Below are 15599 nucleotides of genomic sequence, written 5' to 3'. Positions count from 1 at the left end.
TTGCTCTGTTTAACTTTTCGTTACATATTTAGGAATTTTCCTGCCCACTTACTTAACTACGATCGCAGTTAAATCAGCGATCAACAAGTTATTCTCAGTTCTACAACGCCCATCCCAGCCTAGGTAATGAGTTTTATTATTTAGCTGCGTCACTAAAAATGACTTCCTAAGTTGCATAAAATGCATGGCATAAAGCTGAAATATTCTTTATATACTGAGTTGACGCAGGCTAAGAATCTCTAATTTCCAGCAAATTTAACTCAGTGACAGAACAGTAAAAAAGGAGCAGAAATTGACCCGGCGAGCGTATCTTCAATCTTGGATGACAGTTTTATTAGCCAGCATCTTCGTCATCAATAACTTCCCTAGTCGTGCAGCACAAACTCAACCAGAAACAAAAGGTGCAAGTTTACCAACATCCCTCAGGGACAAAATATTACAAGATATGGCTTGGCGATCGTTTGTACCTAAGCCAGAAGTGCAGATTCTTCGTACAGAGGAAGCTTTATTCAATGGCTGCTTAGATGTTGCACCATTAGATCAACTCTGTAGCGCTATTGGTCTGCGTGGTTGGAAAGTCACGATCGCAGCTAGACAAAATCGTTGGATTTATCACGCAACCCAAAATTATGGCTTTAAGTTAAATGCTAGAGCAAGTTTATCGCCTGCGATCGCTAATGAAGTCTTAGAAGAAGCATCTTGGCGTTCTGGTTTACCGTTTTCCCAACTCAAGATTTACTGGGTGGAAAACAAAACTTGGGATAATAGCTGCTTTGGTTTGCCAGGTTTAATCTCCTGTATTGCTGCCAAAACACCTGGCTGGCAAGTGACTGTCACTGATGGCACAAAGCAACGCTGGGTATATCGCACAGGTTTATCTTATTCAGCCTTATTTGATATTGCAGCCAGCCAAATCAATCCAAAAATACCACCTAATTTCACAAAAGGAACTGCAAACGCCGTTTTGCAAGATATGTCCAAGCGTACAGCTATTCCATTAGCTGCGCTGCAAGTTGTGAGTGCTGAACCCAGAATTTTGAATGGTTGTTTAGATATTGCCCCACCAGGAACAGCTTGTACTGAGATTGGTTTGCCTGGTTGGCGAGTAGTCGCCCAAGGCTATCAGCAACGCTGGGTTTATCATGTAGCAACCGGACGCGGTTTGAAATTGAATGGCCCAGAAAGTTTACCTAGAAAATTGGTCAGAGGTGTATTGAAAGATGTCTATCCTGCCACAGAAACACCCCCTGCCAACCTCAAAATCTTTTGGGTGGAACAAAAAGTTTGGACAGATAGCTGTCGTGGCTTTCCGGTAAGCGTTCCTAAAGATATTTGTACACCCGGTAATTTTCCCGGTTGGATTGTTACAACTACCAATGGAGAGCAAAATTGGGTTTATCACACAGGTCTATATGAAGGGGCAACCTTATTTTCAACATCAAAGAAACAATGAGTTAATTACTATCTTCTTTATAATTAGAAAAATTCAACTATTATTTAGCTTTTCTAAATACTGAATCGCTATCAAAATATGATTAATAATATTTACTGTTATTAACCTATTTTGAAAATAAGGTAGTTCCAATATTAAAATTTTTAAGACTATGTATGGGAAACTCAATTCCTATGCTTATTTTGAAGCAAAATAGCTAAGAATTTTTATGTCTAAGTTATGAATGCTGAGTTATCAAATAGATTTTCGGGTGTACTAATATACGGCATTCATGATGGCTACTTAAAGTAGGAAAAATCATAAGTAAAAATACAGAGTGTATTGTATAGTTTATTTCTATTTTTATTTTGAAATTGTAATATTAAGCCACCAATTCTTGATGAAAAGACTACAATTTGGGTGGTAGCTTCCATAATTTATCTGTGTAACACTAAGAAGCTACTCAAGTTGTTTTTGAACGGGAGGTCAGGTAATGGCTATCGCCACCATTAATCCCGCTACTGGGGAGACGCTCAAAACCTTTGAGTCACTGAATGATACAGAAATCGCCACTAAACTGGATTTAGCAGGTCAGGCTTTTGAGCATTACCGCAAGACTAGTTTCGTAGAGCGATCGCAATGGCTACAAAAAGCTGCTGAGATTTTAGAGCAAGAGAAAGCAGAATTTGCTAAAGTGATGACTCTGGAAATGGGCAAGCCTTTGAAGGCGGCGATCGCGGAGGTCGAAAAATGCGCCCTTGTCTGTCGCTACTACGCCGAACACGCTGCTAGTTTCTTAGCTGATGTTACTGTAGAAACCGATGCGAGCAAAAGTTTTGTTCGCTACCAGCCATTAGGTGTAATTCTCGCAGTCATGCCGTGGAATTTTCCCTTTTGGCAAGTGTTTCGCTTTGCTGCACCAGCACTAATGGCGGGTAATGTTGGCTTACTCAAACACGCTTCTAATGTGCCCCAATGCGCCTTAGCAATTGAAGATATTTTTCAACGTGCAGGTTTTCCTAAAGGTGTGTTTCAAACTCTGTTAATCGGTGCTGCTAAAGTTGCCGATTTAATGGCTGATGAGCGAGTTAAAGCTGCTACCTTAACCGGAAGCGAACCCGCAGGTATATCTTTAGCTGTGGCTGCGGGAAAACAAGTTAAAAAAACTGTTTTGGAATTAGGAGGAAGTGACCCATTCATCGTGTTAGAAAGTGCTGATTTAACGACAGCAGTTGTCACAGCTACTACAGCACGAATGTTAAATAACGGGCAATCTTGTATAGCAGCGAAACGCTTTATTGTTGCAGAAGCGATCGCTGATAAATTTGAAAAACTGTTGTTAGATAAATTCATGTCCTTAAAAGTTGGCGATCCTATGCAACCAGACACCGACTTAGGCCCGCTGGCAACTCCTGGTATTCTTCAGGATTTAGACCAACAAGTACAAGCTGCCACTAAAAGCGGTGGTAAAGTCCTCACGGGTGGACATCCTATCTCAGATCGTCCTGGCAATTACTATGCACCGACGATCGTTACAGATATCCCCCAAGATAGTGCGATCGCCCAAGAAGAATTTTTTGGGCCAGTAGCTTTACTATTCCGCGTCCCAGATATTGATGCAGCTATTAAATTAGCAAATGCCATACCCTTTGGCTTAGGCGCAAGCGCTTGGACTACCAACGACCAAGAACGCGATCGCTTAGTTGAGGAAATCGAAGCAGGTTCGGTATTTATCAACGGTATGGTGAAATCCGACCCTCGCTTACCCTTTGGCGGCATTAAACGTTCTGGGTATGGCAGAGAATTGAGTATCCAAGGGATACTTGAGTTTGTCAATGTTAAAACTGTGTGGGTCAAATAATTAGTCATTAGTCATTGGTCATTAGTCATTGTTAAAACTGTGTGGGTTAAATAATTAGTCATTAATCATTGGATAAATCACAAATGACAATTGACTAATGACAATTGACAATTGACAAATGACAAAATTGAGGAAATAAAATGAATACGGCAGAATTATTAGTACAGTGTTTAGAAAATGAAGGAGTAGAATATGTTTTTGGACTTCCTGGTGAAGAAAACCTCCATGTTTTAGAAGCCCTAAAACATTCTTCTATTAAATTTATTACTACCCGCCATGAACAAGGTGCAGCATTCATGGCGGATGTCTATGGACGCCTGACGGGAAAAGCCGGAGTTTGTCTTTCTACTCTTGGCCCTGGAGCAACCAATTTGATGACTGGGGTAGCCGATGCTAACCTCGATGGTGCACCTTTAGTGGCAATTACTGGACAAGTGGGAACAGATAGAATGCACATCGAATCCCATCAATATTTGGATTTGGTGGCAATGTTTGCCCCTGTAACTAAGTGGAATAAACAAATTGTCCGCCCCAGTATTACACCAGAAGTTGTGCGCAAAGCATTTAAGCGATCGCAAAGCGAAAAACCAGGTGCAGTTCACATTGATTTACCAGAAAATATCGCTGCTATGCCTGTAGAAGGCAAACCCTTGCATAAGCATAATATTGAAAAAACCTATGCATCTTTTGCTAGTATTCGTGCAGCCGCAGCCGCAATTTCTCAAGCAGTAAATCCATTAATTTTAGTAGGTAATGGTGCTATCCGTGCCCAAGCTAGTGATGCTGTAACGCAATTTGCTACCCAGATGAATATTCCTGTTGCCAATACTTTTATGGGCAAAGGCGTTATTCCCTATACTCATCATTTGGCCCTATGGTCAGTAGGATTGCAACAACGGGATTTTATTACCTGTGGCTTCGATAACACAGATTTAGTAATTGCTATTGGCTACGATTTAATCGAATTCTCACCGAAGAAATGGAATCCTGACGGCAAAATTCCCATTATTCATATTGGTCTTAGTCCGGCAGAAATTGATAGTAGTTATATTCCCTGTGCAGAAGTAATTGGTGATATTTCTGATTCCTTGGTTGAAATCTTAAAATTAGCAGACAGACAAGGTAAACCTAATCCCTACGCTATCAGCTTACGGGGAAATATTCGTGCCGACTATGAAGAACACGCTTATGATGATGCGTTCCCCATCAAACCGCAAAAATTAATTTATGACTTGCGACAAGTCATGGGCCCAGATGATATTGTCATCTCTGATGTCGGCGCACATAAAATGTGGATGGCCCGCCATTATCATTGCCATAGCCCCAATACTTGCATTATTTCCAACGGCTTTGCTGCAATGGGGATTGCAATTCCTGGTGCTTTAGCCGCAAAACTCGTACATCCTAACCGCAAAATCGTAGCTGTAACTGGCGATGGCGGTTTTATGATGAATTGCCAGGAATTAGAAACAGCTTTGCGTGTAGGTACTCCTTTTGTCACCTTAATTTTCAATGATGGTGGCTATGGGTTAATTGAGTGGAAGCAAGAAAATCATTTCGGCCCAGGACAGTCAGCTTTTGTCCGCTTTGGTAATCCTGATTTTGTTAAATTAGCCGAAAGCATGGGTTTAAAAGGTTACAGAGTTGAAGCTGCTACCGATTTAATTCCCGTACTCAAAGAAGCCCTAGCTCAAGATGTACCTGCGGTAATTGATTGTCCTGTAGACTATCGTGAAAATCGCCGCTTTACCCAAAAAGCCGGCGAGTTAAGTTGTGCGCTGTAAAAACTTGAGAGTAAGTAGTTAATTCAATACCTTCGCCGCTAAAATCCGGCACCCTAGACGTAGGGTGGGCACTGCCTACCAAAACCCTACAATTAAACTTCAAGTGTACGGAATTTTTTCAAAAATCAAGCCGGATTCCTCTACTCGTAGACGCAGTTCTAATACCGTCTACGAGTTTTATATATTAATGCATGAGTTTTAAATACTCGTGAATGAGGCTTTTATCCTCATTAATGAGGTTCTGATACTCGTGAACGAGTCTTTAATACTCGTGAATGAGTCTTTAATACTCGTGAATGAGCTTTTTATCCTCATTAGCAAAGCAGCATTCTGACTCAGGACTTTGCTTCTAATGCTCGTGCAGCCTCATCTAGCCTGTCATTACTATCTTTTGCCAGTTTTAGCCATGAAGCTGTAACACTACCATAAATCCCACCGCTTGCGGCTGTGATAGTTCCGGCTGAGATGTTGCCGGAAAACAGTAGCATAATACCAGCAAAACCTGCGATCGCACTAATCGTTGTCATTGCAAAAGCAAGGTTAAATGCTGCACTAGCTTGGCGGAGTCTCTCCTCATATATCCTGTGGCGTTCTTGATAAATTAGATCAGCACCTAGCTTGGAAGCAACAATGACTATGTATTGAGATATAGTTGACTGATAGCTAATTTATCGCTGACTTTGAGTTGCTCTCAAAAGAGTTAAAATATAAACAAGTTTTCATTAGGAGTAATGGCGCGATCGCTTCGAGTAGCCCCAGAGTATATTGAAAAAGTGAAGCTAGCACTTCAGCGTAATGGCTATCCTAGCCAGAAATCGTTAGCTAATGAAGTAGGAATTTCTTTATCGACCGTTAAAAACTTTCTTAGTGGAAAACCTGTTGATTACCTCAATTTTGTAGAACTTAGCGGCAAATTGGGATTAGACTGGCAAGCAATTTCATCCAAAGAAGCGGAAACTCAACCGCCTCAACCCCAGCCACACAACGGCGAAGCCTCACCCTTCATCACTGGTCCACCCATTACACAACCGCGTTACTTTTTTGGACGAGAGAAAGAACTAAAACGCCTCTTCAATCTACTCAAACGCCATCCCCTGCAAAACGCCGCTATCATCGGTAAAAAGCGCAGCGGTAAAACATCTCTGCTATACTACCTGAAAAACATTACCACCACCCCAACAGAACAGCTGCGTCCCAATCAAAAATCTGATTGGCTACCACAGCCAGAAAATTACCAGTGGATTTTCATAGACTTGCAAGACGCACGAATGCAGAATCGAGAGGGGTTGCTAAAGTGCATCCTAGAAGCCTTGAAAATGCAAGTACCGACACCTTGTGATTTAGATTATTTCATGGATGTAGTCAGCGACAACTTGCATACACCCACAGTCATCTTATTAGATGAAATTGGCGTGGGATTACAACGCTGCCCAGAATTAGATGATGGATTTTGGGAAAGTTTGCGTTCCTTGGCGACTAATTCTACAGGTGGAAATCTGGCGTTTATTTTAGCTACCCCCGAATCACCAATTGAACTAGCGCACAATACAGGACATAGTTCGCCTTTCTTCAATATTTTCGGCTACACCGCATATTTAGAAGCGTTGACAGAAAAAGAAGCGCGGGAATTAATAGCCAGCTCCCCAATTTCTTTTGATGATGACGATGTAGAGTGGATTTTAACTCAAAGTCAGTGTTTGCCAATTTTGTTGCAAATTCTATGTCGGGAAAGATTATTTACTCTAGAAGAAGGAGAAGATGATGAGAATTGGCGCGAAGAAGCTATAAGACAGATAAAGCCGTTTTCTTATTGATTTGGATAGAGAAAGCGAGGGCTGAAAATGTCTTTTAGCAATTAGTGTTAGAATTTGAGCTTTAAAGGCGGCTAAAAATCCTCGACAATTAATTCTTCTGCAACCTCTTTTCTCTGTGTCTATATATTTAAATCAATTACTTTTAAACTTGTACAATATAAAATTCTGCAAAGCCCTGGTCTTGGATGTTATCATCTACAGTCCACCACCCATCTTTTGAGAAAACTACTATTTCACAATAGTAAGTTTCTCCAGGAGACAGTTGATTGAGAGTAACTGTGTGATTATTTGTCAGTATGGTTATATTCTGCTGCCCAAGATGCTTGCCAAGAGTTAGCTTGCCTGGTTCAGTATGAAAGCGTATAATTGCTGTGGTCAGCATGTCAGTTTGCCAAGAAAGTGTTGCTCCGCTGATTTGTACATTGCTAATTTTCGGAAACATAAAATTACTGGCACATTCACGAGCACATTCAACTGCCGCTTTTACATTCAATTTACCGCTGCCCCAAGTATGATTAGGTAAAGTTGAAGTCCACTCATCTAATCGTGCGGTTTGCATTAATATTTGCTTCACCTGCTCGCAATTTAAACCTGGACACACACTTAAAATTAAAGCTGCTGTTCCCGTCACATGAGGTGCTGCCATACTTGTACCACAGTTTCCTGTGTGCAAATTATTGGAGATGGAATGTTTATTACAATGAACGGAACGGGTAGAAATAATCCATTCACCAGGAGCAGTAATTTCTGGTTTTTGCGAGCCATAGCGTGTTGGACCGCAACTACTGAAAGAAGATATACCTGAAGAAGATATTTCTTCAACTGGTGGGCTTGTGTAGCCATTTATGGGACGAGTTATATAGGAACCAACAGTAATGATTCGCTTGGCATTGCCAGGAGTTGTAATTGTGTATGTGTCTAGAGCACAGGCTGGGGAAAACTTAATCTGTTGTTGACGATGATTCCGCTCAATCCATACATCATAACGTCCTTGTTGCACCTGCTCTCCACGCAGCAGCAAATTCCACTTTCCTTGTTGAATACAGCTTGCATTCCCTTTTGAGAAGATAATAGTTATTACTGTATCGCCTGTTTCATCAGCATTGCGCTCTGAGTATATTGTGATTTTGTTGCCTTTTGATGTTACAAAACTATGTTGTTCCTCGTCAGGCTCTACAAAAGGCATTAGATCGCTATCGGGTGGTTGTAAAGCTACGCTTATTTGTTGCTCTTCTGAATTTTCGTACCACAGTTCGAGGATATTATCGACAGAAACGAAAGAACTAACCTCTAATTCTAATGACACTAGTTCTTCTTGAGCAATTTGTCCACCTGCATGTATGCACTTATCTTGCTCATTGCCCGCTGATTTGACTATCACAACATTGGATTGCCGTGCCAAATTATCTATAGCAGTCTCCAGTACAGTTTCACCGGAATGTCCACCGCCGTTCATTCCTTGACTAATATTAATCGCAACAGGGCGACTATTTGCACGCTGAACAATATAGTTTAGTGCATCCACAGCTCGTGCTGACCGTCCAAGAGTATTACTTCTCTCTTCCTTTTTATAAACAACCACAATCAAATCTGCTTCTGGTGCTATTCCTGTGAACTCACCATTACTAGCAAAACCATTTCCAGCAGCAATTCCAGCGACATGAGTTCCATGCCCATTATTATCTGTGTGAGAAATTAGCTCAAAATTATTTTTACCCTGTTGCAAACAAGTCAATGCTTTATCTAAATCAGCTTTGGTATATTCTTGCCCATACCTTACCTTTGCATCCGATGTAAATAGTTCTTCTTCCTCTAAATTTTGCTGTTGTTGAACTTCTGACTTTGCACCTTGATCCCACAAATACAGAATACGTGACAAACCTTTTTGATCTAGAAAACAAGGATGAGTATAGTCAATGCCCCCGTCCACAACAGCAACAATTGCCCCAGCACCTTTAATTGGAATGTCGTAATTGTGTACGTCCTTTCCACCTGTCTCTACACCAGAGATGTTGAGTTCTTCTAACATTGGACGCGAAGCTTCCACCTGCACTACAAATTCTAATTCATTCAGCTTTGGCAAAGCATCTTCAGGGACTTCGCCACTGACAACTGTGTAAAAGCCTTTAATAACGCTATACACATTCATACCAGCTTGTAGCAAGCTTTGCAGATGAAAACTACGGTTGCAACGAACTAAAACAGCCACCATCTCTGGTAGCTGACAGGTTTCAGAATATTCTAGTATTTCAGGTTGCTGACTTATCATGTACCGCAATCGCGGGTCAATTTTTTTCATAAAAACCTTCCTTACTCAGTTTTTATGACTCTTGAAACATCGGGGTGGAAAGTTCAATTTTACGAACGAAAGGTAACTTAGCTAGATTTTCTAGATGGCAAACGTCAATTACTACACCACTTAATACATTACCTACGCGAGTTCTCTGCCTATAGCCTGCCTCACGCATTTGCTTCTGTTGGTCATGGTTTGGTGGTCTTTGAGTGCGAATCAAAACTTCTACATCACCCGACAAGTTACCCCTTTCTAACTGGTACTTGCTCCTCGCATTTAATTTGTGTTTGAGATCCGTAATCATGATATTTTTTCCTCATTTTCATCTCTAAATTAGAAATGACGCTTTAAACTATGCTTTAAGAGAAAATATAGATATGATTTTTCTTTATAGTTCAACACCTCTATTAAACCGATGTAAGGGATGAATACAGTTTTGATATATGGGTGACTAATAGCAGACTTGTGGCTTAGAAAAGTTGACTTGGATAAAAATTGAGGTTGATTTAAATATGATGCTTTAAAGAAACGGCATTGCGATTTGCTCTCACCTTTAGACTTTACTAGATTGTGACACTCAATGTGCTTGGTTAAGCATTTTATCTTTTTATACTTACTACACAGCTTTTTAAAACATCAGTTAATTGCTGTTAAGCAACTCCAGTGATACGTAGGCATAATCATCAAATTTATAAAAAGATAGAAGCTTAATGAACGATAAACTGTAAAGCTTTTATCTCCTCATAAAGATGACAAAATAACTTGGACTTGTTAGAAGCAAGGTAGTAGTTCACTAAGGAGCCATTCTCTGATAAAGCTAGGGAACAGAAAAATCGACATGCCAACATCAGGTTTTTTACGCAATGTCTACACTCATAAACCTGAGCAGAACTCTAACTTGATCTTGGGTAGCCTGCAACTGCTTTTCTGGCTTTTGTTTCGTCCTTCAGCATGGCGTAACCATCTCAAAACGATTGACCTTGCTTTATATACTGACTCATCTTTAATTACATTATTAAAACACCGACGATGGCGGAACGTTGAACTATGGCGGCTGTTAATTCAAGGCTACTTTATCTTGCCTATTCTGGTTAATTTACTATCAGGTCTGGTGCTATGTATATTGGGTAAACCAATCGCAACTATAGTTATGAGCATGGTGGTGAGCATGGGGGCTGGTACGGCGTTTGGTATGGCGGTTGGTGTGACTAAAGGTATAGCAGTTAGTGTGGTGATTGGTGCGACATTTGGCGTTAGTAAAGGTGTAGCAATTAGTCTAGCATTTTGTATTGTGGCAGGCATGGGGGTAACTATTAACTCATGGAGATCTTTCTTCTTCTTTCCATTTCTCACAGTATGGAATTATCTGCTCTATATATTAGATAAAAGACGTAATGCTAAAAGTCCTTGTTTATTTCGCTATCACTCTGCTTTCTGGGATGAGTATCAGCGTTTACATCTGTTTGGTTTAGATGAGTATTTGCTTTTCATCATCGAATATAACCAAGTTGAAGGAAAAGCAGCCTTAAAATACTTGAGTACTAGTCCCCAACGCTGGGCAGTTCAAGCAGCCCAAATTGGACTGGATGCACATAGTTTAGAACGCTGTACGGATGTAGAAGCTATCCGTCAAGCTCATCGCAGTCTGGCAAATGGGGAACTTGAAAGCCCAGTTCGTACTCTACTAAATATTTTCAGTCGCATTAGCAATGATTTGGATGCTGCACTCAATCAAGTAAGTACTTACAATCAGCGTCTAGCACTCAGGGCTGTAACCGACAGTTTAGAGGGATACTTGCAGGAATTGACTCGTAATAGTGACAAATACACAATTCGTTTCCGTCTTATTGCCAAAAGTTGGCGTGAAATCATAGCCAACTATAGAGAGGAACTGGAAAAAGCTACTGAACTCCGCCAAGAAATTGACTCTCCTTACATCATTGGTATACCCCTAACACAAGAACAAGAAATTTTCACAGCTCGTAATGATATTGGTACACGCATTGAGCAATTACTCCTAGACCGCCGTCGCCCACCTTTGCTACTGTACGGTCAGCGACGCATGGGCAAAACTTCTTTACTTAATAACCTGGGAAAGCTACTGCCCAATACCATCATCCCCATGTTTGTTGACTTGCAAGGCGCACCCTCATCAGCTAGCGACCATGCAGGTTTTCTCTACAACCTTGCAAGAGAAATGGTGAAATCAGCAAAAAAGCAAAGTGTTACCCTACCACCCCTAACCCGCGAAGCACTAACCCCTGACCCCTTTACCAGCTTTGACGAATGGCTAGATACAGTAGAACAGAAACTCGAACAAAATACCGCCTTGCTGATGTTAGATGAGTTCGAGGTACTCGACAGCGCTATTAGCAAGGGACGCTTTGATGAGCAAGATATTCTAGGAATGCTGCGTCACCTGATCCAGCATCGTCCCCGCTTCAAGGTGATGCTAGCTGGTTCCCATACGATCGCAGAATATCAACGCTGGGCTAGTTATCTCATAAATGTGCAGGTAGTACATATCTCGTACCTGAAAGAAGCGGAAGCGCGACAACTAATTGAGCGCCCTGTGAAAGATTTTACCCTGCGCTATGAACCTGACGCAGTTGAGCGAGTGTTGAAACTCACCCGTTGTCACCCGTTTTTGGTACAACTACTCTGTGCGGAAATTATCGCCCTCAAGAATGAGCAAGACCCCTCTGTTCGCAGGTTGGCGACTTTAGCTGATGTGGAAGCAGCAATTCCCGAAGCTTTTAAGAGTGGTAGCTTATTCTTCGCTGATATCCAAAATAACCAAGTCGATGAACATGGTAGGGCGATTCTACGCTTTATCGCCGCTCAAGGGGAAGGCGCGATCGCTCCTCATCAAACTCTATCGCAACAGTTTCCCCATGCTGACATCACCCGCAAGTTGCTATTGCAACGGGAATTAATTGAAGAAGTTGGTGAAGGCGATCGCTTTCAGGTAGAGTTGATTCGCCGTTGGTTTACTCTGGAACAGTAAATTCTTCATGTACTGACTCGACCAATTCCACGCCAAAGACTTCGGCAAAAGACTGTGCCACATGAAAGCGTACCTCTTGGCAGGTAATCCCTGGAATCCATTCGGCTAAATTCGCTACAGGCTTATCAGCAATACCACAGGGAACAATCTTCGTAAAACCTTCCATTTCAGGACAGACATTTAAGGCAAAGCCGTGCATCGTAATCCAACGGCTGACTTTAATCCCAATAGCTGCAACTTTACGTCCTTCTACCCAAACACCTGTAAATGAAGGGATGCGTTCACCTTGCAATCCGTAAACTGCCAATACTCGAATTAAAACTTCTTCTAGTTGCCGCAAGTACCAATGTAAATCTTTTTGATAGCGTTGCAGATTTAGAATTGGATAGCCCACTAGTTGACCGGGACAATGGTAAGTAACTTCGCCGCCGCGTTCAACTCTATGAACATCAAACTTAGTTTTGTCAAGGTCAAATTTGAGAAATTCTGCATTAGCTCCTTGTCCCAAGGTGTAGACGGGGGGATGTTCTAGCAGAATTAACACGTCATCCAGATTGGGGTTGTGAATGCGATCGCTCATCAGCGATCTTTGCCATGCCAGCGCTTCTAAGTAAGGTAATAGCCCTTGGTTATATAACAAACAACGATATAAATGCATTTGCTTACTACGGATTCCTCTAAAAATCAACTGTTGTAGGGATAAACTATATTTCGAGTCACCAGGTATGAGTCAAAAAATGTCAAGCTTTGCAAAGGATTTTAAAGGAACATCAAGGGAACCCGCTTTAGAAAATACAAAGTGCTAGTTTGAATATATAACCTGAATGGTTTTAGGAGGAATTCTCTGCAATAAGCATCACGCCAAAACAACAGGAAGAAATGTAACGGCTGATGACGTCTAAAGTAAATTGTTTGCATCGAAAACACTACTCTTCTCTATGCGAATCGAACAACCCCTGGAAAAAGAAAGAACTATTCATAGTTATGTAAACATTGCACCGATAGCAAGGGCAAGTCAGGGGACTACTGCTCAGGCTGACTTAATTAGGTATCTCTCATAGGTAGCCAAATGTCTGGCAACCAGTTGGCTACCAGCGCAGACATAGAGAAATTTATTAAGGGAACGCGCGATTAAAAGGTCAAGATACAACAATTATGGTAGGCGTATCGGTAGTACATAAAATTGCTTCAGATATAGTTTTGGCGGCAGTGATAGACCTTACCGCAATTTCGTTTCATACAAAACTAATTCACATCAAATAAATATTGAGCGGGAGAGTTTACATGAAGCTTGTCATCCACGGCAAAAATATTGAAATCACCGATGCGATTCGGGATTACGTGCATCAAAAAATAGAAAAGGCAGTTAGTCACTTTCAGAACATCACAAATGAAGTGGATGTGCACCTTAGCGTAGCTCGCAATCCCCGAATTAATCCTAGACAGGCGGCTGAAGTCACTATCTATGCCAATGGTAGCGTTATCCGTGCCGAGGAAAGCAGTGAAAACCTATATGCCAGCATTGACTTAGTAGCAGATAAAATTGCTCGTCAATTGCGCAAATATAAAGAAAAACGTCAAGATAAGAAAACTCAAGCTCAACCAACTAACGAGGTAGTAATACCGGAACCAGTAGCTACAGATTTAATTGGCGATCGCACTCCTGAACTCCCCAGCGAAGTCGTTCGCACGAAATATTTCTCTATGCCACCGATGACTCTTGCAGAAGCTTTAGAACAGCTGCAACTGGTAGGACATGACTTTTATATGTTCCTAAATTCTGAAACAAATGAAATTAACGTAATTTATGAACGCAACCACGGCGGTTATGGTGTGATTCAACCCCGCCATAACAATGGCCATACAAACGGTCATGCCAACAGCAAGAATGGTAAAACAGCCAATGCTAATTTTGCCATCTCGGAAAAACCGTATTTAAGTAAATGAAGCCATTGAGCACTAGTAACTAGTAGGGTGGGCATTGCCCACCATCATATCGAGGTTATGGTGGGCAATGCTTGTAGTTCAAAAATCAGATATGAATCCTATAGAGATTAGTAACTCACAAAGAAGGCAAGAGTACGGAAGATAAGAGGACAAGTTAGACAAGGGATAATTTTACCTTGTCTCCCCATTACTTCTATACTCCTGCTATCTGTTTCTTCTGTAATCCCCAAACCCTCACTTAGCTGCAAGCTGTTGCAGCTTTTTTAGCGCTTCTTCAACATGAGCTTCAAATTTAAACATTGAATCAAAGATATATTGCACAACTCCCTGTTGGTCAATTACATAAGTTACGCGTCCAGGTAATAAACCAAAAGCAGCTTTTGCACCGTATAGCTTACGGACTTCGTCGCCTTTGTCACTCAAGAGAGTAAACGGTAAATTATACTTGGCAGCAAATTTCTGATGTGACTCGTTGGAGTCACCACTCACGCCAATTACTTCAGCGCCAACGGTTTTAAACACTTCATACTGATCGCGAAAGGCGCAGGATTCAGCAGTACATCCCGGTGTGTCGTCCTTGGGGTAAAAGTAAAGGACTACAGCTTTTTTACCACGAAAATCTTTCAGACTCACCGTTGAGCCGTTTTGAGCAGGTAGACTGAAATCAGGAGCAGTATCTCCGAGTTTAACAGGCATAGTTAAATGAAATAAAAACTAGGTTTCTTAGATAATGTTTAACAAAACATTGCATAATATTAACGCAGACTGCTCTTCAAAACTCTAGCTTCAATCTGGGATAGGAGTTTGAATTACTTGAATAGATAGCACTGAAGAACTAAAAACGGATGCGATCGCCGCAATTAAGTATCAAAGACTCATTTACGAGTAAGTAGTTAAACATAATTAATTACACAATGTCATTGCGAATGTAGCGTTCGCGTTGGTGTAGCCTCTTGTAGAGAAGCGTCCCGAAGGGAAGCGAAATAAAGCAATCGCAAAGGCGGGGATTGCTACCCTTCGGGAACGCTTTCAGCGAACGCTTCGCTCGCAATGACTGTAATTAATTTTGCGTCGTTATACCATTTTGAAAAAAGAATGCGACAGATGAGTAGGGGCACGGCACCCACAATCTTTTGGTATATCAAATTATCTTACTGACGCCGTGCCCCTACAAAGAATTTATCTGTCACAAACATTATTTGAATTGGTATTACTTATCAAAGACTCATTCACGAGTATTAAAGCCTGATTCACGAGTATCAAAGACTCGTTCACGAGTATCAAAGGCTCATTAATGGAGTTCAAAGCCTGATTCACGAGTATTAAAGACTCGCCTACGAGTATCAAAGACTCGCTCACGAGTATCAAAGACTCATTCACGAGTATCAAAGACTCATTCACGAGTATCAAAGACTCGCTCACGAGTGTCAAAGACTCGTTCATGAGTATTAAAGACTCATC

Annotated in this window: 11 protein-coding genes; 6 read left to right on the top strand and 5 right to left on the bottom strand. The window is 41.3% G+C overall.

Annotation, left to right across the window (positions count from 1 at the left end; genetic code table 11):
* The first annotated feature begins 292 nt into the window (after positions 1–292).
* The 3 genes from BV375_RS30675 (at position 293) to BV375_RS30665 (ending at position 5077) form a co-directional block, all read left to right on the top strand.
* Entirely contained in the window at positions 293–1453 is a 1161-nt protein-coding gene (locus BV375_RS30675) for a hypothetical protein (RefSeq protein ID WP_143842262.1), read from the top strand.
* Positions 1454–1925: 472 nt separating this feature from the next.
* Positions 1926–3293 carry an NAD-dependent succinate-semialdehyde dehydrogenase gene (locus BV375_RS30670; RefSeq protein ID WP_086767561.1) on the top strand — a complete coding sequence of 456 codons (1368 nt, stop codon included), beginning with the start codon at positions 1926–1928 and terminating at the stop codon, positions 3291–3293.
* A gap of 140 nt (positions 3294–3433) precedes the next feature.
* Complete coding sequence (locus BV375_RS30665; protein ID WP_086767559.1) at positions 3434–5077, top strand: acetolactate synthase large subunit; 1644 nt, start codon at positions 3434–3436, stop codon at positions 5075–5077.
* A 335-nt stretch (positions 5078–5412) separates the two neighbouring features.
* Here BV375_RS30665 and BV375_RS30660 read toward each other — a convergent pair whose 3' ends face one another.
* Positions 5413–5658 (bottom strand): hypothetical protein, encoded by a 246-nt coding sequence (locus tag BV375_RS30660; protein WP_339376851.1) that lies wholly within the window; start codon positions 5656–5658, stop codon positions 5413–5415.
* A gap of 150 nt (positions 5659–5808) precedes the next feature.
* On the opposite strand from BV375_RS30660, the gene BV375_RS30655 reads away from it, so the two are divergent.
* Positions 5809–6891: a helix-turn-helix domain-containing protein gene (locus BV375_RS30655; protein ID WP_086767556.1), complete on the top strand. Its 1083-nt coding sequence runs from the start codon at positions 5809–5811 to the stop codon at positions 6889–6891.
* A gap of 142 nt (positions 6892–7033) precedes the next feature.
* On the opposite strand, the gene BV375_RS30650 is transcribed toward BV375_RS30655, so the two are convergent.
* Positions 7034–9190, bottom strand: a complete 2157-nt coding sequence (locus tag BV375_RS30650; protein WP_086767554.1) for a S8 family serine peptidase — start codon at positions 9188–9190, stop codon at positions 7034–7036.
* Between the two features lie 22 nt (positions 9191–9212).
* Positions 9213–9488 carry a hypothetical protein gene (locus BV375_RS30645; RefSeq protein ID WP_086767552.1) on the bottom strand — a complete coding sequence of 92 codons (276 nt, stop codon included), beginning with the start codon at positions 9486–9488 and terminating at the stop codon, positions 9213–9215.
* Positions 9489–10022: 534 nt separating this feature from the next.
* Between BV375_RS30645 and BV375_RS30640 the strand changes: the two genes are divergently transcribed.
* Complete coding sequence (locus BV375_RS30640) at positions 10023–12191, top strand: AAA family ATPase (protein ID WP_086767550.1); 2169 nt, start codon at positions 10023–10025, stop codon at positions 12189–12191.
* On the opposite strand, the gene lipB is transcribed toward BV375_RS30640, so the two are convergent.
* Complete coding sequence (lipB, locus tag BV375_RS30635; RefSeq protein ID WP_086767548.1) at positions 12175–12849, bottom strand: lipoyl(octanoyl) transferase LipB; 675 nt, start codon at positions 12847–12849, stop codon at positions 12175–12177. The two genes, BV375_RS30640 and lipB, sit on opposite strands and share 17 nt — an antisense overlap.
* Positions 12850–13475: 626 nt before the next feature.
* On the opposite strand from lipB, the gene raiA reads away from it, so the two are divergent.
* A complete protein-coding gene (raiA, locus tag BV375_RS30630; RefSeq protein WP_086767546.1) occupies positions 13476–14138 on the top strand; it encodes a ribosome-associated translation inhibitor RaiA in 663 nt (220 codons plus the stop codon).
* 234 nt (positions 14139–14372) lie between these two features.
* Here the strand turns inward: raiA and BV375_RS30625 are convergent, their stop codons facing one another.
* Entirely contained in the window at positions 14373–14834 is a 462-nt protein-coding gene (locus BV375_RS30625; protein WP_086767544.1) for a peroxiredoxin, read from the bottom strand.
* Positions 14835–15599 lie beyond the last annotated feature (765 nt).

Origin of the sequence: Nostoc sp. 106C (genome assembly GCF_002154725.1) — a bacterium.
Taxonomy (GTDB): domain Bacteria; phylum Cyanobacteriota; class Cyanobacteriia; order Cyanobacteriales; family Nostocaceae; genus Aulosira.
This window is presented reverse-complemented; position numbering and strand designations above follow the sequence as displayed.

Excerpts from the sequence above, each read along its gene's own strand:
- BV375_RS30670 (WP_086767561.1), top strand. The coding sequence starts at position 1,926 with ATGGCTATCGCCACCATTAATCCCGCTACTGGGGAGACGCTCAAAACC.
- BV375_RS30665 (WP_086767559.1), top strand. The coding sequence starts at position 3,434 with ATGAATACGGCAGAATTATTAGTACAGTGTTTAGAAAATGAAGGAGTA.
- BV375_RS30655 (WP_086767556.1), top strand. The coding sequence starts at position 5,809 with ATGGCGCGATCGCTTCGAGTAGCCCCAGAGTATATTGAAAAAGTGAAG.
- BV375_RS30650 (WP_086767554.1), bottom strand. The coding sequence starts at position 9,190 with ATGAAAAAAATTGACCCGCGATTGCGGTACATGATAAGTCAGCAACCT.
- BV375_RS30645 (WP_086767552.1), bottom strand. The coding sequence starts at position 9,488 with ATGATTACGGATCTCAAACACAAATTAAATGCGAGGAGCAAGTACCAG.
- BV375_RS30640 (WP_086767550.1), top strand. The coding sequence starts at position 10,023 with ATGCCAACATCAGGTTTTTTACGCAATGTCTACACTCATAAACCTGAG.
- lipB (WP_086767548.1), bottom strand. The coding sequence starts at position 12,849 with ATGCATTTATATCGTTGTTTGTTATATAACCAAGGGCTATTACCTTAC.
- raiA (WP_086767546.1), top strand. The coding sequence starts at position 13,476 with ATGAAGCTTGTCATCCACGGCAAAAATATTGAAATCACCGATGCGATT.
- BV375_RS30625 (WP_086767544.1), bottom strand. The coding sequence starts at position 14,834 with ATGCCTGTTAAACTCGGAGATACTGCTCCTGATTTCAGTCTACCTGCT.